Source organism: Gimesia panareensis (assembly GCF_007748155.1).
GTDB lineage: Bacteria > Planctomycetota > Planctomycetia > Planctomycetales > Planctomycetaceae > Gimesia > Gimesia panareensis.
Map to the genome: position 1 here is coordinate 498,685 of NZ_CP037421.1, position 15,871 is coordinate 514,555.

At 51.5% G+C, this 15,871-nt stretch carries 14 protein-coding genes; 8 read left to right on the forward strand and 6 right to left on the reverse strand.

From position 1 onward, the window contains the following. Window positions 1-45 precede the first annotated feature (45 nt). Together Enr10x_RS01910 and Enr10x_RS01915 are read left to right on the forward strand one after the other, a co-directional pair. Window positions 46-1,101, forward strand: a complete 1,056-nt coding sequence (locus Enr10x_RS01910) for a C45 family autoproteolytic acyltransferase/hydolase (protein ID WP_145447984.1) — start codon at window positions 46-48, stop codon at window positions 1,099-1,101. 24 nt (window positions 1,102-1,125) lie between these two features. Continuing rightward, on the forward strand, window positions 1,126-1,647 hold the full coding sequence (locus Enr10x_RS01915) for a tetratricopeptide repeat protein (RefSeq protein ID WP_145447985.1): 522 nt from the start codon (window positions 1,126-1,128) through the stop codon (window positions 1,645-1,647). A gap of 23 nt (window positions 1,648-1,670) precedes the next feature. Here Enr10x_RS01915 and Enr10x_RS01920 read toward each other — a convergent pair whose 3' ends face one another. The 3 genes from Enr10x_RS01920 to Enr10x_RS01930 form a co-directional block, all read right to left on the reverse strand. Beyond that, complete coding sequence (locus Enr10x_RS01920; RefSeq protein WP_145447986.1) at window positions 1,671-3,209, reverse strand: FAD-binding oxidoreductase; 1,539 nt, start codon at window positions 3,207-3,209, stop codon at window positions 1,671-1,673. Between the two features lie 72 nt (window positions 3,210-3,281). Then, the gene (locus tag Enr10x_RS01925; RefSeq protein ID WP_145447987.1) at window positions 3,282-5,276 is read right to left on the reverse strand and encodes an ATP-binding protein; all 1,995 of its coding nucleotides are present in this window, start codon (window positions 5,274-5,276) and stop codon (window positions 3,282-3,284) included. After that, complete coding sequence (locus Enr10x_RS01930) at window positions 5,273-5,953, reverse strand: hypothetical protein (protein WP_197997452.1); 681 nt, start codon at window positions 5,951-5,953, stop codon at window positions 5,273-5,275. Before Enr10x_RS01930 ends, Enr10x_RS01925 begins: the two co-directional genes overlap by 4 nt. 759 nt (window positions 5,954-6,712) lie before the next feature. Between Enr10x_RS01930 and Enr10x_RS30200 the strand changes: the two genes are divergently transcribed. The 3 genes from Enr10x_RS30200 to Enr10x_RS01945 all read left to right on the forward strand — a co-directional run bounded on the left by Enr10x_RS30200 (window position 6,713) and on the right by Enr10x_RS01945 (window position 9,034). Continuing rightward, a complete protein-coding gene (locus tag Enr10x_RS30200) occupies window positions 6,713-7,573 on the forward strand; it encodes a tetratricopeptide repeat protein (protein ID WP_315851844.1) in 861 nt (286 codons plus the stop codon). Between the two features lie 114 nt (window positions 7,574-7,687). Beyond that, window positions 7,688-8,002, forward strand: a complete 315-nt coding sequence (locus Enr10x_RS01940) for a hypothetical protein (protein WP_145447988.1) — start codon at window positions 7,688-7,690, stop codon at window positions 8,000-8,002. Between the two features lie 57 nt (window positions 8,003-8,059). Then, the gene (locus Enr10x_RS01945; RefSeq protein ID WP_145447989.1) at window positions 8,060-9,034 is read left to right on the forward strand and encodes a hypothetical protein; all 975 of its coding nucleotides are present in this window, start codon (window positions 8,060-8,062) and stop codon (window positions 9,032-9,034) included. A 314-nt stretch (window positions 9,035-9,348) separates the two neighbouring features. Here the strand turns inward: Enr10x_RS01945 and tnpC are convergent, their stop codons facing one another. From tnpC to Enr10x_RS01960, 3 genes are all read right to left on the reverse strand, one after another. After that, window positions 9,349-11,154 carry an IS66 family transposase gene (gene tnpC / locus Enr10x_RS01950; RefSeq protein WP_145447814.1) on the reverse strand — a complete coding sequence of 602 codons (1,806 nt, stop codon included), beginning with the start codon at window positions 11,152-11,154 and terminating at the stop codon, window positions 9,349-9,351. A 138-nt stretch (window positions 11,155-11,292) separates the two neighbouring features. After that, window positions 11,293-11,646, reverse strand: a complete 354-nt coding sequence (gene tnpB, locus Enr10x_RS01955) for an IS66 family insertion sequence element accessory protein TnpB (RefSeq protein WP_145447815.1) — start codon at window positions 11,644-11,646, stop codon at window positions 11,293-11,295. After that, on the reverse strand, window positions 11,643-11,987 hold the full coding sequence (locus Enr10x_RS01960; protein ID WP_145447816.1) for a hypothetical protein: 345 nt from the start codon (window positions 11,985-11,987) through the stop codon (window positions 11,643-11,645). The genes tnpB and Enr10x_RS01960 overlap by 4 nt, the downstream gene beginning before the upstream one ends. 76 nt (window positions 11,988-12,063) lie before the next feature. Between Enr10x_RS01960 and Enr10x_RS01965 the strand changes: the two genes are divergently transcribed. The 3 genes from Enr10x_RS01965 (at window position 12,064) to Enr10x_RS01975 (ending at window position 15,663) form a co-directional block, all read left to right on the forward strand. Continuing rightward, window positions 12,064-12,597: a hypothetical protein gene (locus Enr10x_RS01965; RefSeq protein WP_145447990.1), complete on the forward strand. Its 534-nt coding sequence runs from the start codon at window positions 12,064-12,066 to the stop codon at window positions 12,595-12,597. A gap of 88 nt (window positions 12,598-12,685) precedes the next feature. Beyond that, on the forward strand, window positions 12,686-14,056 hold the full coding sequence (locus Enr10x_RS01970) for an IS1380 family transposase (RefSeq protein WP_145104163.1): 1,371 nt from the start codon (window positions 12,686-12,688) through the stop codon (window positions 14,054-14,056). A 416-nt stretch (window positions 14,057-14,472) separates the two neighbouring features. Then, complete coding sequence (locus tag Enr10x_RS01975; protein ID WP_145447991.1) at window positions 14,473-15,663, forward strand: hypothetical protein; 1,191 nt, start codon at window positions 14,473-14,475, stop codon at window positions 15,661-15,663. The last annotated feature ends 208 nt before the right edge of the window (window positions 15,664-15,871 follow it).

Here is a 15,871-nt window from a genome sequence, read left to right on the forward strand (position 1 = left end):
TTTGTTTTCGGAGATCAATCCAGCAGCCTGCAGCGAGAATCTGAGATGTCATTACTAGACCGCTACCCTGAAATTGAAGTGGCCGGCACTCCCCGTGAGATGGGACGCCAGCTGGGAGACGCGACACGCGAAGAAATCAAGACCTTCTGTGAGGTCGCGCTGCAGCGTCTGGATGAGACGATGCAGGTCAGCCGACAGCGGGCGCAGGAACTGTCGGAACAGTGTCTTCCCGCAGCGAAAGAATACAGTGCGGATTGCATAGAGGAACTTGAGGGCGTTGCTGAAGCCGTGGATGTCCCGTTCTGGAAGATCATGCTGCTGCAGGTCCGGAATCAGTTTACTCCGGAACCGGATGCAGGCTGTACTTCGCTGTGTGTGCCGACGCCTTCCGGTAAGGGGGCGATCGTGGCCCAGAACTGGGACAACGACCCGGCCCTCGATCCATTTACGATCATGCTGACTCGCAGGCCGACGGGAAAACCCGCGCTGATGACGCTGACCCAGGCCGGGTTGATTTCATACATCGGATTCAATTCAGCTGGCATCGGTGCCTGTCTGAATTCGCTGCCGGCCCCGAGTCGTTCCCGGGGCGTGCCTCACTATTTCACGCTACGAGAACTGTATGAAGCGCACAGTCTGTCTGGAGCGGTCGAGGCGATCCGCAGAGCCGAACGGGCGATCCCCGCGAATATCATGCTGGCAACACCAGAGGGCCCTGCCGACCTGGAGGTGACGATTGACAGTGTGCAGGTGCTGCGACCGGAGGGGACGAGCTGGATCACGCATACGAATCACTGTCTGCATCCGGAGCTCTGCCAGTATAATGAACAGTTTCCGGAATTGATCGGTTCGCATCCCCGCAAGGCCCGCATCGATGAACTGCTGCAGGCGAGTTCTGCTGATCCGGGGGTCGAGGAGATTAAAGCCGCCCTCCGGGATCATCAGGGACATCCTCGATCGATCTGCCGACATGTGAATGATGATCCCGACCATGGCTACTGGCAGACTGTTTTTTCGGTGATCATCGAACCGGAAGAGCAGCGGATGCATGTCTCGCGGGGTACGCCCTGCAGTGCGGAATACGAGGTCTATCAGCTTTGATGGGCGAAGAGGAGTCGTTGAACCATGAGTGCCGAAGAGCTTCTGAATCAGGGAATTGAGCTGCATACTCAGGGGCGACTGCATGAGGCTCTGCAGCAGTATGATCGGACGATCGCAGCCGCTCAGGACGAGGTACGCTGGCAGGTGCTGACCTATTACTATCGTGGGATGGTACATTATCGTTGGCAACAGTATGAACAGGCTATCGCTGACTTTTCCGTCATCGTTGACCGTCATGACGAAGTTGCTGCGGATGTGGTCATTCAGGCTTTGCTTATGCGTGCGGAGTGCTATGGTGCCCGGGAAGAATATGCAGCCGCGGTAGCAGATTATACGGCCATGCTCTCAGACCCAGCCGCGCTGCCTGCTCCCCTGCTGACGGATACCTTACTCTTTCGTGGTGGCGCCTACGAACGTCTGGAAGAGTATGATCTGGCCATCAAGGATTTACAGGCCTTTCTCAATAGAGGGGATCTGGGATCGGCTGAACTGGAACGTGCCCAGGATCTTCTGGAAAAATGTGAGCAGAACAGACAAGGTCAGTAACTCTGCCTGAATGATGTAGCGATTTAAGGTGTCCCGGAGTCCAGTCCATACTTCCGGTAAAACTGATTTTGAAACAGTTCCTGGGGATCATATTTCCGTTTGAGTGCAAAGAACTCTTCTGCCTGCGGGTAGGCCTTGTGAAACTGCCTGGGCGTGGCATGCAGTCGGTAGGGCAGATAGTAGCAGCCGTCGACTTTAAGGGCGGCATCAATCAACTCGACGGTCAGCGCCTCCATCTGTTGATCGCCGGCTGCGGTACGGGATTGATAAAACAGCATCACAAAAGCGAACATCGGCTGATCGGCATAGCGGAGAAAGGTGTCCTGATCGGCCTCAACCTGGCGGATGGTCACGTTCAACAGATCGCCCTCGTGACGTGGAATGATATTCTGTAACGCTGCGACGAATTCCGCGAGACCCGCACGGGGAACAAAATATTCATGCAGGATATCGGTATGGTCGGCTGAGCGATTCTCAAAGACTTCCACGCCTTCATTGAAGAGCTGATTGCGTGAAACGCACTGTTTTTGCAGATGGGGTTGCAGTTTGGTTTCGGCCTGCCAGCGGAGCTTTTTTCCGTAGGCACTACCGCCAGATCCGCGAAAAATGTACCGTCGGAGTGAAGCCTGTTCCGGTTCCGACAGTGCGGGGATGCGTTGATCGGTATCCGACTCACGGTACAGAACGTTGATGATGGCCTCCTGCAGAAACTGATCGGGGGTCACATTCATGCGCGCGAACGCGAGTGTGGCATCGGGATGATCGATCATCGTATCGAACGTCTCCAGGGCCTGTTCCACAGGGACCACCGCCTGTTGCAGTCGGTAGGCTTCATTGGGAACGACTTGCAGATCGACATCCAGGATCACGCCGAACAGACCATAGCCACCCAGAACCAGGGAAAACAGTTCCGGGTTCTCGGTGCGGCTGCAGGTGACGATCGAGCCATCAGCCCGCATCAGGCGAAACGATTCGACGGTGGATGCGATGGGGGGACATCCATACTGCCAGCCGTGACAGTTCACGCTGATCGATCCCCCCACGGTGAAAGAATTGTTGGACTGCATGATCTTCACCGATTTACCCCGCTGATCCAGCCAGGGAATGATTTCACTCCAGCAGGCCCCCGATTGAACGTGTAACAGGTTTCGGTCTGCCTCCAGTGTCAGCTGATTGAAAGTGGTCATGTCGATGACCAGCCCATCGGGATTGAGTGTGTGTCCGCCCATGCTGTGCCGGGCACCGGCGATGGAAACCGGCAGGCCTTCTCGATGTGCGCGCTGCAGTAACTGTGAGAGTTGCAGTTCTGCGGTTTTCGCATCAGCGGGGACAGACCAGACCTCTTTAACGTGGGTCAGATTCATGCGGCTGGCATCATTCAGAAAGCCGGTCGGCGGTGCAGGGAGTTTCTCCCGATCCTGCCAGGCGGTGATGGTCAGATGAATCAACGGACGGGAGATCGCCAGGATGATCAGGCATAAAGCCAGAAATGAAAAGGCTTTAACGGTTTTTCTGCGCAGTTTCAGTGGGAATTGTCTGCGATGAATGTGTCTTTTCTGCATGATGGTGTTCCGGGTACCTGTTGTTCAGGCGGATTCCTTCCGGGAAGATCACGCAGAAAATGATTCGATTCTCTAAATTTCGTAAGAAAATTCAGAGGCCAGGACGGATTGTTCAACAGAGGCCCCTTTCAGGTAACTGGCGATGACCTGGATCAGCTTTTTGCGATCGATGGGTTTGGTCAGATAGTCATCACAGCCGGCATCCAGGCACCTCTGTCGATCGCCATTCATGGCATGCGCTGTCAACGCGATGATCGGGCCATGATAACGGGCGGCTCTCAACTGCTGTGTCGCATTGTAGCCATCCAGAACGGGCATCTGCATATCCATCAGGATGATATCAAACGGCTGTCCCTGGTCTTCCGCTTCGAGGGCCAGATCAATGGAGATTTGGCCATTTTCAGCCAGACTGACTTCGGCTCCCGCTTTTTTCAACAGGAAGGTGATCAGGCGCTGGTTATAAAGCCCATCCTCTGTGAGCAGAATTCGAAAACCCTCGAGAGGAGAATCAGACGAAATTTCGACTGTTTCTGTTGCTTTCGCTGCCGGATTCAGATTTGCCGTCTCTCCTTCAATCAGGGGAATATTTTCCAGGGAGCCGGTACCGATTGTGATGGTAAACGTGCTGCCGGCACCGGGTGTACTCATCACAGAGATTTCCCCGTCCAGCAGTTCTGCCAGACGTTTACTGATGGTCAGCCCCAGACCTGTGCCTCCGAAGTTTCTGGTCATGGAGTCGTCGGCCTGTGTGAAAGGATCAAAGAGTGCTTCCAGGCATTCTGCGGAAATACCAATCCCGGTGTCGATGACTTCGAACTGCAGTCGAGGTGTCAGGTTCTGTTCGTTTAACAGACGGGTGACGACCCGGACGGAACCGGTTTCGGTGAATTTAATTGCATTGCCGATGGTATTGATCAGGATCTGACGCAAGCGTGTAGGGTCCGTGCTGATGGTTTCCGGAATGGGGCCCTCGATCTGGAATTCCAGATTCAGGGCTTTGGCGTTGGCCCGCACATTCATGAGCGAACAGACATTGTTTAAGAGTTCGTGCGGCGAACAGGGGACCCGCTCGACCACCAGTTTTTCTGCTTCGATTTTGGAGAGGTCCAGAATGTCATTGACGAGCCGGATCAGGTACTCGCCATTTTCCTTGACGGTCCGGGCGGCTTCGACGTTTTCTGATTGGGTGACATTATCGAGCAGGATATCGTTAAACCCGAGAATCGCATTCATGGGAGTGCGGATCTCGTGACTCATGTTGGCGAGGAAGGCACTCTTGGCCCGGTTGGCCGCTTCTGCATGTTCTTTGGAACGGAGCAGTTCCCGGGCCTGATTTTCCAGCTGCCGATTGGTTTCAGAGATTTTCTGATTCGCCTGATGCAGTTCGCTGGTCCGTTTCTCCACTTCCGATTCAATGAGCGTTTTGGTTTCTTCCAGTACGGCTCTCTGGCGCGCCATCGCCCGCATTTCTTTCGTATTCTGTTGAATGGCGATGATCAGAAAGATGTCTTCAAAGACCACCCAGGCTCCGTGTTCGACAATCCGCCAGGGGCTGGTTGTGAGTACTCCGAAGACCGCCTGTGGATAGAAGAGACCAAAGGCGGTATGGTCAATGACGACGACCGTCGTAGCGGAGAGGAGGACACGCCAGTCTCGATAGAAGGCCAGGAACGCCAGCGAACCAAAAATGTGAAAGTGTGTTTCGATCCGCCCGCCGCTTAAATGGATTAACAATGAAGACGTCAGCATCTGGCTGACGGCGATCACGTGCCGGGTCAGGACCGTGCCCGGATTGATCCAGGCCAGCAGAACGGGAAAGCAGGTAATCAGTCCGCCCAGCAGTACAGCCGCCCAGATATGCAGGTGCGTCTGGCTGTGGTTGCCAATCCAGGTATAGGGAGTCACCAGAAAGGCAGCGCCGACGGCGGCCAGCCATTGGACGATCATCAGACAGGCAAACAGGCGGTCGGTCCGCTGGCATAAATGGCGACTGTGTTCGTTGAACAGTTCGTCTGCTCTTTGCGAAATACCAGGCTTGCAGGGTCTGGTCAGGATACTGAGTTTCATTTTTTCTCCTCCCGTCGGCAGGATTGCTTCTGGCCGAGCAGAGGACACCCGTAGGTGAGTGTCTCGTGTTGATCTGAGTTTCCCTGGGACAGAATAGAAAGCACTGCTGTTCTTCCCGTGTTGTCCCCCGTGTGCCCCCGAGAGCCTGTGATGCCTCCCTGGAAAACCAACTCGCCTTTCGTGTTGTATAACACGACAAATCCGGACGTCGTGGCACCGAACCGTCTGGCTGAATCGCCATCGAGATCGCTGCTGACGGTGACTCCGGGAATCGCGGAGGCTGACTCCCAGAGATCTGATTTTTCCCAGTCTTGCGGGAAGTCTGCTGGTTTGAAAAATTCGACGCGTGCATCAACTCTCTCGGATCCATAAGCCATGATCTGAGCCAGTTCACTCATACTGGCCCGGGTGCAGGGGCAGCGTGGATGCGCAAACATGATCAGGGTCGGACGGAACGCATTCCAGGTGGTCTGGCTTTCTGACGGCCAGTGGGCTGGCGAATGAGATGTCTCACCGGGGGTCGACTGGTATCTCCAGAGCAGGCCCATCCCGAAGAGAATCAATCCGACCCAGAGAATGGTCAGACAGGTGATCAGATAGCGATTGCCTGTCCGGCTCTGTGCCAGCGGCCTCACCATGTGAGTGTCATCAAAATTCCAGATACTGGAGGTATTCATTCGATCGTCTTGAACCTGTGCATGTGAAATCAAGCAGGGACATTTTCAGTTAGCAGATCTGCGACATTGACAGACGCAGTTGCACTACATCGATGAAAACATAAGTTGAAATCTTGGGCATGCAGTCGGAATTGGATCAAAACTGACAAATTGATCCGATATGGGGAGAAGTCGAAAGCAAAGACTTCACAATCGGTAAAAGTCAGATGAAATAAGGAGGAATTCCCATGCAGTTTGGGGATGGATAAAGACAGAGAATCCAAGGGATTACGTGATTTCTGAACAGGAGGATTTCCCTCAGGTTTTGTTCGCCTGCATAGAAAAGAATGCTCAGAAATCCCGGGAGACTCATTCTGAGGTTTAATCCTCCTGCAGATGAGAACCAGGAGGGGATTGCGGAGCGAATCGGTGCCAGACGGCCCTGGTTGCGGGAGCGTCGTTTGTCGAAATGCATTTGAGGGTTATTCGGATTCCCGCTGATGTATTGAGGTCGGGCAGGCTTTTCAGGACATTTCGGTCCTGATTTTTTATTCTAATTGACTCGTGTCATGTGCCTTTATCAGGATAAGAGTGACCGTTTTCCTTTGGTTATTTTGGGGCTGGGAAAAATCCGTGATGGCACATAAGCGATACTTCATAGAGATACAACAAAATCACGGCCCTGGTGCTCTCTCAGTTAACGCGACTCCAGTTGAGCAGCCACAAAAGACGGTCACTGCTTCCGGAATTATCTTCACTGTTCTTACTTGTTTGATTTCTTTGAGCGGATGTCAGGACAATCAAAGTGCCAATCCACGCATCACTGCCGAGCAGGGGGATGCCCAGGCACAAAACAATTTAGGAATCATGTATGCTGTGGGAGACGGCGTCGAACAGGATTTTACTCTTGCTCTGCAGTGGTTTCGCAAGGCAGCGGAACAGGGATACGCCGAAGCCCAAAATAATTTAGGAGTCAGCTACCGCGACGGAAAAGGAGTGGAGCAGGATTACGTACAGGCGGTGGAATGGTTTCGCCAAGCTGCAGAGCAGAACCTGGCCAAAGCACAATTCAATTTAGGAATCATGTATGCGAACGGAAACGGCGTCAAAAAGGATTATACGCAGGCAGTGGAGTGGTTTCGCAAAGCAGCCAGACAGGGAAATGTGGAAGCCCAAACCTATTTAGGAATCTGCTACCGAGATGGAATGGGGATTGAGAAAGATCTTCCACAGGCAACAGAGTGGATTCGCAAAGCTGCCCGGCAGAATCTGCCCATTGCACAGCATAATTTAGGATTCATGTATGCTACCGGAAATGGTGTTCAACAGGATTATGCTCAGGCGGTGAAGTGGTATCGCAAGGCAGCCGAACATGGAAATGCCGAAGCCCAAAACAATCTCGCAATGTGTTACCTTACCGGAAAGGGTGTTAAGCAGGATCTGACTCAAGCGGCAGAGTGGTTTCGCAAAGCGGCAGAGCACAATCTGGTCAGTGCCCAATACAATCTGGGATTCCTGTATGCCGAGGGAGAAGGCGTCAAACAGGATCTCACCGAAGCAGCAAAGTGGTATCGGAGAGCCGCCGAACAGGGACATGATCCCTCCAGGCAGGCATTGGAGAAGTTAGAGAAACGTCCCTAGACAGCGTTTCTTAATTCGGATGTGATATACCAAAGTCGTTTCAACCTGGGCTAACGCCCTGCGGCTAATTTTGCTTTTCTGCTGTTGAAGTCCTGAAAACAAGAGTAACAGCATATGGTCAGTTATTGTGAAGACACTAAAGGTGACTTCAGCAAGAATAAAATCCTCCCAGATAAATGGTTTCAATCTGAATTAAAAGCATATTTCAAAAAGACCTGCAAATGTAGACCTTGCACAATTAACATAAATGCATGCGGCAAAAAAGGTGATCCGAAAGTAAAAATTGAACTTCAGAAGATTGCTGATTCGACAGGATGTAAAGTATGTGGAACTACAAGGACAATCGCATTTGGTCGACTTGATGGTATTGAAAATAATCGGGATTGGTTGACTGATGGTACAATTATGTGCGTAAAACCAGCTATGTAACTTTTATTCGAGGATTTGCCATCGGAACAGACAGTGTGCTGGAGAAATGTTGCTGTTATGAGAAATAAAATTATCACGGCACTTATCGGGCTCCCTGTTTTATGTGTCGTCTTTATCGCTCTCTGGTCACTATTGAAGCCGAGGCACCTTCTACCGTTAGCGACTGGGACCTGTCTAAATGCTGAGATTACTGAAACAGATTCTTTGCTTGCTGTCGGATATAACCGAACACTTTATGAGTTCAAGGGCCCTGCCTATTCAGATCCATCAGTCTTATACACTGCCCAATCTCGATTGATTTCCGTTGGTTCACTTAGAAATTCTCCGATTAAAATCGTCGTCGGGGATAGAGATGGTTGGCTTTATTTTCCAGGTACTCATGTTGATCCAATTCAAGTTAGTGGTGGTATGGTTCTTGCCTGCGCCATAATCTCGGAAAAGGGCTCATCACGGGCCACCATTGTAGCTGCAGGGCATGACGGAATCCAAGACTATGGATGGGGGGGCAACGTTTGCATCCTTTCATACCAGAATAAAGCAGTTGAGATAAGAAAGAATTATAAATTTGAATGGACGCCAAATAATTTGTGTATCGCTCGTAAGAGCAAGGCACTCATTGTGGGTTGTGAAAGAAACGAATTTGTACATATTTCCTTGAACACAGACCAGCGACAAACAATTAGAGTTAAAGGGGGAACAGATCAATGTGTTTTATCCCACGACGAAAGTCTGCTCGCAATAGTTGAGTATCAATCAGTTTCTGTACGTCGTGTTTCGCACCTTGAAAAGGTTATCGCACGAATTGAAGTGAGTGGGAATTATAGTCGAATATGCTGGCACCCAACAGAACCAGATGTACTCATAATCGCAGAGCCCGAAGCCGGCATTAAATTACTTAACGTTTCCAATAATGGAGTTCAATTTGTTGAAAACACAGACTTCGTGAGGCCGGTACTCATTTGGATGCCGAAGGAACAAAAATCAGCATATATTCTCGACAGAGACTGGAGTTTGGTGAATATTCAATTGTAAGCCGCGGAGAAAGATCAGGTTCAATCTTCTGATATTATGGAAGAGTATTTTTATGAACACATCGTGGCGAATAGCATTCACTTTCGCTGAAAATCAGCCAGCATTAGTCCAAAAGCCGGATAACAGGCGAGTCAGAAAGGAAACATAAACTATGGTAGTCACTAACTTTCTTTGGGACGGAGACAGTTATCTGGAAGAGTATGACGATGTCGGCTCAGCTATAGCAACTTAAGTGTAGATCCAGAATTAGCACTGTATCACGTGGCTGGTTCATCGTAACCGTACACCAGGACCAGTCATTTCGCTGGGGCTGATTATTTGCTGAGGCGGCGTCGGGCTCGACGCTTGCGTTTGCGGTCAGCGGATTGGCGACGCTCGTCCTGGCGGTACGTTCGAATCGATTCAGGGTGGTCCACTCTCCAGGCGTGCGGTGCCAGCCTGGCCCAGTCCGTCTCGCCGTCAAGGGCACGCTGCAACACGTCGTGCAGGTAAGCAGCTACGTCCAGGTCGTTACGAATCGCCGTACCCACGATCGTCATCAGGTTCGCCGCTCGATCACCAGCGAACACCGATCCTTTGAACATCCAATTCTTGCGACCCGTGGCCACACGTTTCATCAGTTGTTCGCAATCGTTGTTGTCAATCGGGATCGAGGCGTCATCAATAAATCGCGACAAGGCCTTCCAGTGACGACGAATGTACGCAGCGGCTTGACCAAGATTGCTCTTGGGTAAAACACGACCCGGCGACATCTCTTCGCCGGACAAGTACTCTTCGATCAGACCCAGTACATGACGCGACAGGCGGCGGCGACGGGCCAGCCGCTGGGACGCATTGAGCCTCTGGATCTGGTCCTCGACGTCGTAGAGCATCCGAATCCACGATTCGAGCTGAGCGACCTGGAGCGGGAACGCGCTGCGGCACTCGTCAATCTTACGACGCGCATGCGCCCAACACGCGGCGAACGTAATCCGTGAGCCACTTCGAACCTCGATCTTCTGAAAACCCGACCAGCAATCTCCGATCAGGTTGCCCGCGAAATCTCTGAGCACTTCATCCGGTCCGTCCCGGTGACGACTGACCGTGAAGTCAAACGCCACCACCGGAAGACGCGAGGCGTAATAGCCCCACATCTTTGCGTTGATGCTGGGCTTGCCGGCGGCGATCGCGGTTTCCAGCACCTCGCCGATCCGCTGCCCGCGGGGATGCCGGGACAGATCCGGCATCGCGGCGGGAGTAATCAACAACACGCCGGTGTCGTCGCAACCGATCGTTTGATCCTGTTTCAGATAGCTGCGCAGGTGCGCCGCCAGCGGACGAAGTGCAAACTCAACACCCGCTTCGATGTTTTGCAGCGTGCTGCGACTGGGGGTCCAGCCACTGCCGGCGAACAGGTCTTGCTGGCGGTAAAACGGGAGATGATAGAAGTATTTCGCCGCCACGACTTCTACACCGATCGATGGATCGAAACGATGGCCCTCGACCAGTCCGGTCGGCCGCTCAGGACTGAGGATGCCTTGGGTTTTGTCCGCTGGGTGCGCGTACTTGGCATATCTGGTCACCCGCACGCGTAGTTCACTGCGGATCAACTCAAGCGTTTCGACTTCATCGTAGCCGATCAGTTTCAATCCCTCGCGTTGTTCCTTGGGAAGGTCAACGAGTTTCTCATAACGCGGCAGGTGGGCGGGGAATTTACGGTCGTCGGGTCGCGGTCGCCTGGGTTGGCACTTTCGGTTCGATTCAGCGGCGTCCTGGGCAATTTGTTCAGCTTGCCGGATCGCTTCTTCGAGCGCGCTGACCACTTCGGGCGTGACTTCCTCGCCCAGGTCCAGCAGCAACTGACCGGCACCGTCGATTCGCCGTTCGCTCTTACGGCCGTAGAGTTGTTTAAGAAGTTTCTCGATCGTCAGGTTCAGCTCGGTGACTTTCTCATTGAGCTGGTCCTGATTGTCCTTGAGCTGCAAGACCGAGTGGGCCTGTTCTTCGACCAGCTTGTCCTTGAGTGAAAGCTGGGTCGCTTGTTGATTGATCGTTTGTTGCCCGTCATCGACTTGCCTTTGCAACATCGCAATCAAGCGATGGCAGTCTTGGATGTCGTGGGGAAGTGATTCATCAGCCATGATGGACGCATTATAAGAATTCGGACTTTTCGCACTACCCGATGATCAATAAAAAAAGCAAATCCCAACAAAAACCGGCCCGCGAAATAGATTCTCGCCAGGCCGGTTTGCCGAAGGATGTTTTGATGAGGCTGCGACTCAGACCGCAGTCATTCGCTTTCTTCTGTGCCTGGACGACTTCAGCGAAACGCCGGCGATCCACATGGCCAGTTCGACCGAATCGATGGTCACGTGGGTTTTGTCGTCTTCGGGCGTTGGCAGCTCAACGGTACCTTGCTCAAGCCGCCGGTACCATAACGTCAGTCCGCCGGTCTCCCACCACAGGGCTTTGATACGATCGCGTCGGCGGTTCACAAACAGGAATAGAGAACCGTTGAGGACGTTCTGACCCAGCGTCGCGGTGACAATGCCGGTTAAACCGTCGAAGCCGTTACGAAAATCGACCGGCTCGGTGCACAGGTAGATGGGCGTGCCGCTGGGCAAGCCCATCATGAGCGGGCCTCCTGGCTACAGGACGGGATCTCGAATCGAATGCGAATGCCGCCCGGCAGATCGACGGCCATGACAGTGGCCGGTGAGGACGCTGCAAGCGTGACGGGCAGGAAGCCTGCCGGCTTTCTGCCCGTCTGTCGAGGAGGGGCAGACGTGCTGTCGCGAAGCCGTTGATGGTCTCTCCTGGTGGTACCGCGGATCTTCCGCCGGCCGCGGACCTTCCGCCGCCAGTAATAGTAGGACGCTTTTGAGACGTTTTCCGTTTTGGCAGAACTGCGCGACGGTGATTTCAGCCTGGTCGAATCGCTCCAGTCGGTCTGCCCAGACTTGGGCGGTTTCACTCGAATTGTTTTGGACCATGGGATCTCCTGTATGGGAAACGTGAGGAAACCCGAGATTCTAAACCCTGCGCCTACAATGGTTCTGGTGTACGGTTACCGACATGCAGCATTTGTTTTTATTTGGACAGGGACAAGTGGAACAAGTCCAAACATTGAAATTATCAATGATAATGCTCCTCTAGATCCTGACGCTCCAAATGTTCCAGGAGATTCAAGTGGCCAGATAAATACAGGGGGCACTTCAATTTCAGGAGTAGGTTCTGCGAAAAGAAACCTGCAGATATCTTGTAGTGGTTTAATTCATGACGACGATAGCTGGGATCTCTTCGGTGGGGATGAAGAGGAATCTTTCAATTGGTCTGGATGTATCAAGTTTCAAACGATTGGAGATACAGGGGCTTTCAATCAATCACAAATAGTTGATGGTGAAGTAAGGCTCAATGTTAAACTTTATGCTAAAGTCAATAGTTCAGGTATCATTACTGTATCTGGTTCCCTAGAACTCTGGGAAGGTCCTAGTTGGAACTTGGGTGATAGTGTTTCCGTTCCTCCAGTTGACATCATGACTGGTGAGAATAAGACTATCTATCAGCCCGCATTTCCCAGATGACTTCCTACACTTTGGCACGTAATTTGCGCCACACCCCTACAAAACAAGGTTATTCTGCCAATTCATGCCATGCTGACAGGGGAACTTGATGGGTGACAGCCAAAACCAGGATTTACGGGTCAGTTTTGACAGCCGATTGAAGCTGAAGTTCTGCGGCAGTCAGGTCACCACCGATGCGGGACTACTGGCCTATCGGGAACTGGATGCAGCGCTCGGTCTGACGGAAATGGGCGGAGATGTGCTGAGCGATTCACGCCCGGGCCGCAACAAGCAGCACCAACTCGTGCCGCTGTTGCGTCAGTCGATCTACAGCCGACTGGCAGGCTACGAAGATGTCAATGACGCTGAGCGCTTGTGTGTGGACCCGGTGCTACGCCACGTGGTTGGCGGAAGGGCGAGTCAGCCGGATAAACAAGCGGCGTCAAGCAGCGAGGTGGGCCGTTTCGAGACGCAGATACTCAGCACGCAGCGCAATCTCACGGCACTGATGAAGCTCTCCGGACGCTGGATCAACAACCTCCACCGGCGGCGACCGCTCAAAGAACTCATCCTGGATCTGGACAGCTCGGTCAGTGAGACCTACGGCCGGCAACAGGGCGCGGCCTACAACGGCCACTTTGCATGCCTCTGTTACCATCCGCTGTTTCTGTTCAACCAGCATGGTGATCTGGAGTACGCGATGCTGCGGCGTGGCAACAAGGCCAGCGCGAAATACTGGCGGAAGGTGCTACTGCCGGTGATCGAACGGTATCGGCATTTGGACATTCCGAAGTTCTTCCGCGGCGATGCGGCGTTCGCCATTCCAGCGCTGTATCGTGTGCTGGAGAAAGCAGACTATCGTTACGCCATTCGCCTCAAAGCCAACGCCGTATTGGAGCGGGAAATCTCGCATTTGCTCACCCGTCCGGTCGGACGGCCTTCCCACAAGCCCAAGGTCTGTTATCACAGCTTCCAATATCAAGCAAAATCATGGCAGCGATCGCGTCGCGTGGTGGCCAAAGTTGAGTGGCACGCAGGCGAACTGTTCCCGCGTGTTGGATTCATCGTGACCAACTTGAACCAGCACTCGAAGAACGTCGTGAAGTTCTACAACGGTCGGGGCACCGCCGAGCAGTGGATCAAGGAAGGCAAGAACGCCGTCAGATGGACGAAGCTCTCCTGCCGGACGTTCAAAGACAACCAAGCTCGGTTGCAACTGTTCGCCTTAGCTTATAACCTCGGCAATTTCCTGCGGCGGCTGGCCTTGCCCAAGCCTATACAGAACTGGTCGCTGACGACGCTGCGGGAGAAGCTGGTCAAGGTTGGGGCCAAGGTAACCCGGCATGCCAAGTACGTATTCTTTCAACTGGCCGAAGTGGCTGTGCCACGGAGATTGTTCGCCGCAATTCTTGATCGGATTGCACGACTGGCAATTCCGCCGCCGGTCACGCATGACGTGAAGCGGAAGTATATCAAATAGCGAAAAACGGGGTTCCTCACAGAGAAAGTCTGCGCAGAAACCGTGTTGACTACTGAAAAATGATTCGCTCGGGCAGCAATTTCCGGATCTCAACAACAGAGGCACAACAAAAGTGGCGAAAAATCACTTTGTTTTAGACACGGGGGACCGCAGTGGTTACAATCAAAGAAAGTCCATGCCTGGAGTGGTTTCAGGCTGATCCATATGGGAAATCTCGGATCAGGATCGTCTCGCAGATGACGAGGGGGACTTTGCAGACGTTCGGATTAATGTGAAAAATATTGACGGCTAGCAGGCAGATTCCCGTTCGCCTTCGGAAAAAAGAATCTATAGTCAGCAGTTCCCACTACCGTGCCTAACTATTGGCAACAAGCATCTAATCTTTACATTGCAATTTGCAGAAAGAGAAGACAAAAATGCCATTTGATCTTGAACCTATTGAAAGATATGTTGCAGAACGGGTAGATTCTGTAATTTCAGAGGGGCAGTTGCTAAGAGAAGAAACAATAGACCATTTGCAGTCATCATTTGGTTCTGCAACTGAATGTGCTTCTATCTTAAATCGTGAAAAAGAAAAAATAGATGGTCGTTTTGCTGATTATCTCGGTAGGGCGAGCCAGGAGTTGCTGCAGGATGCATTTATATTTATTGATACAATCAAAGAGAAAGTAAAGCCGCGAAAACCAAATCCTAGACTTTATCTACTGAAAAATCCCCATGGAAGTGTATGGAAGGATGAAGATCCACAAGCTACAGAAATCAAGGATGTGGTTGACCTAACTAATAGGGGGGCGGCTCTGTGCGTGCATGGAATGAACTATGATGGAAGCATTAATAGTGCATTTAAAGATTATGTCAAACCTCTATTCAAAGCTTGGGAGATCTCGAAGAACGAAGATTTCCCTGAAAATGACATGTTATTTGTGACATATGACTCTTCGTGGATTGAGGAAATGGAGACTACAATTTATCCCTCTCTAGAATATATGTCGCATTTACATTTCTTTGGAGCAGCAGCAATTTGGGATGAAGTGGAGAGACGAGCACAAATCACTGCTGAGTATTTGGATCCCTTCGTCAGACATATGTTAACCAACTATGAATATCTTGTCACGATGAGTCATTCTCTCGGCTCTTTTTGTACGGCGTCTTTATTCAGTCGACTACAAAAAGATGGATTCCAACGAAGCCCGAACCATTGGCTAACTTGGATCAACATGGAATCTGCAATCACAAATTCATCGTTATTGCCAAATCAACAATTCTCGGATACACATGATTTTTTTCGTAGTGATTTTGGAGGGGCTGGTGACATTTGGACTTTCTATTCAAATAAAGATATAACCCTTCGAACATTTTATCTTCTTGCTAGAAGGCAAGTAGCATTAGGCCAATTTGGTTGCAGAAAGATTATGCATCAAAGCACGTCCCCACCGCCACCCAACTGGACTAAAGTAGGATATAATACCACGAGTGTAACTGGTACAAGCCATGGTATTGGGGACGTTCCACCTGGTGCAAAGGATTACTTTCCAAAATTACACGAATACTTAAAAGGACAACGTTTACTTAGTAACATCCTTAGTATATTCGGTCTCTCAAAATAAAAAACGTTGGTAGTTTAATATTCATTCCTAGATGTTGGATATTCTATAGCCAAACTCCAAGCATGAGTCCTGATGTCAACTATCGCTCAAGTCCCACGGAGTTGCACCTGAATCGATACATTTTCCAAGTGGGATATTAATAATATCCTCGAAATGGTGATAAGTATCGTGAATGCTTTCTTTGGTTGCAGACCCAATTTCAAAACCG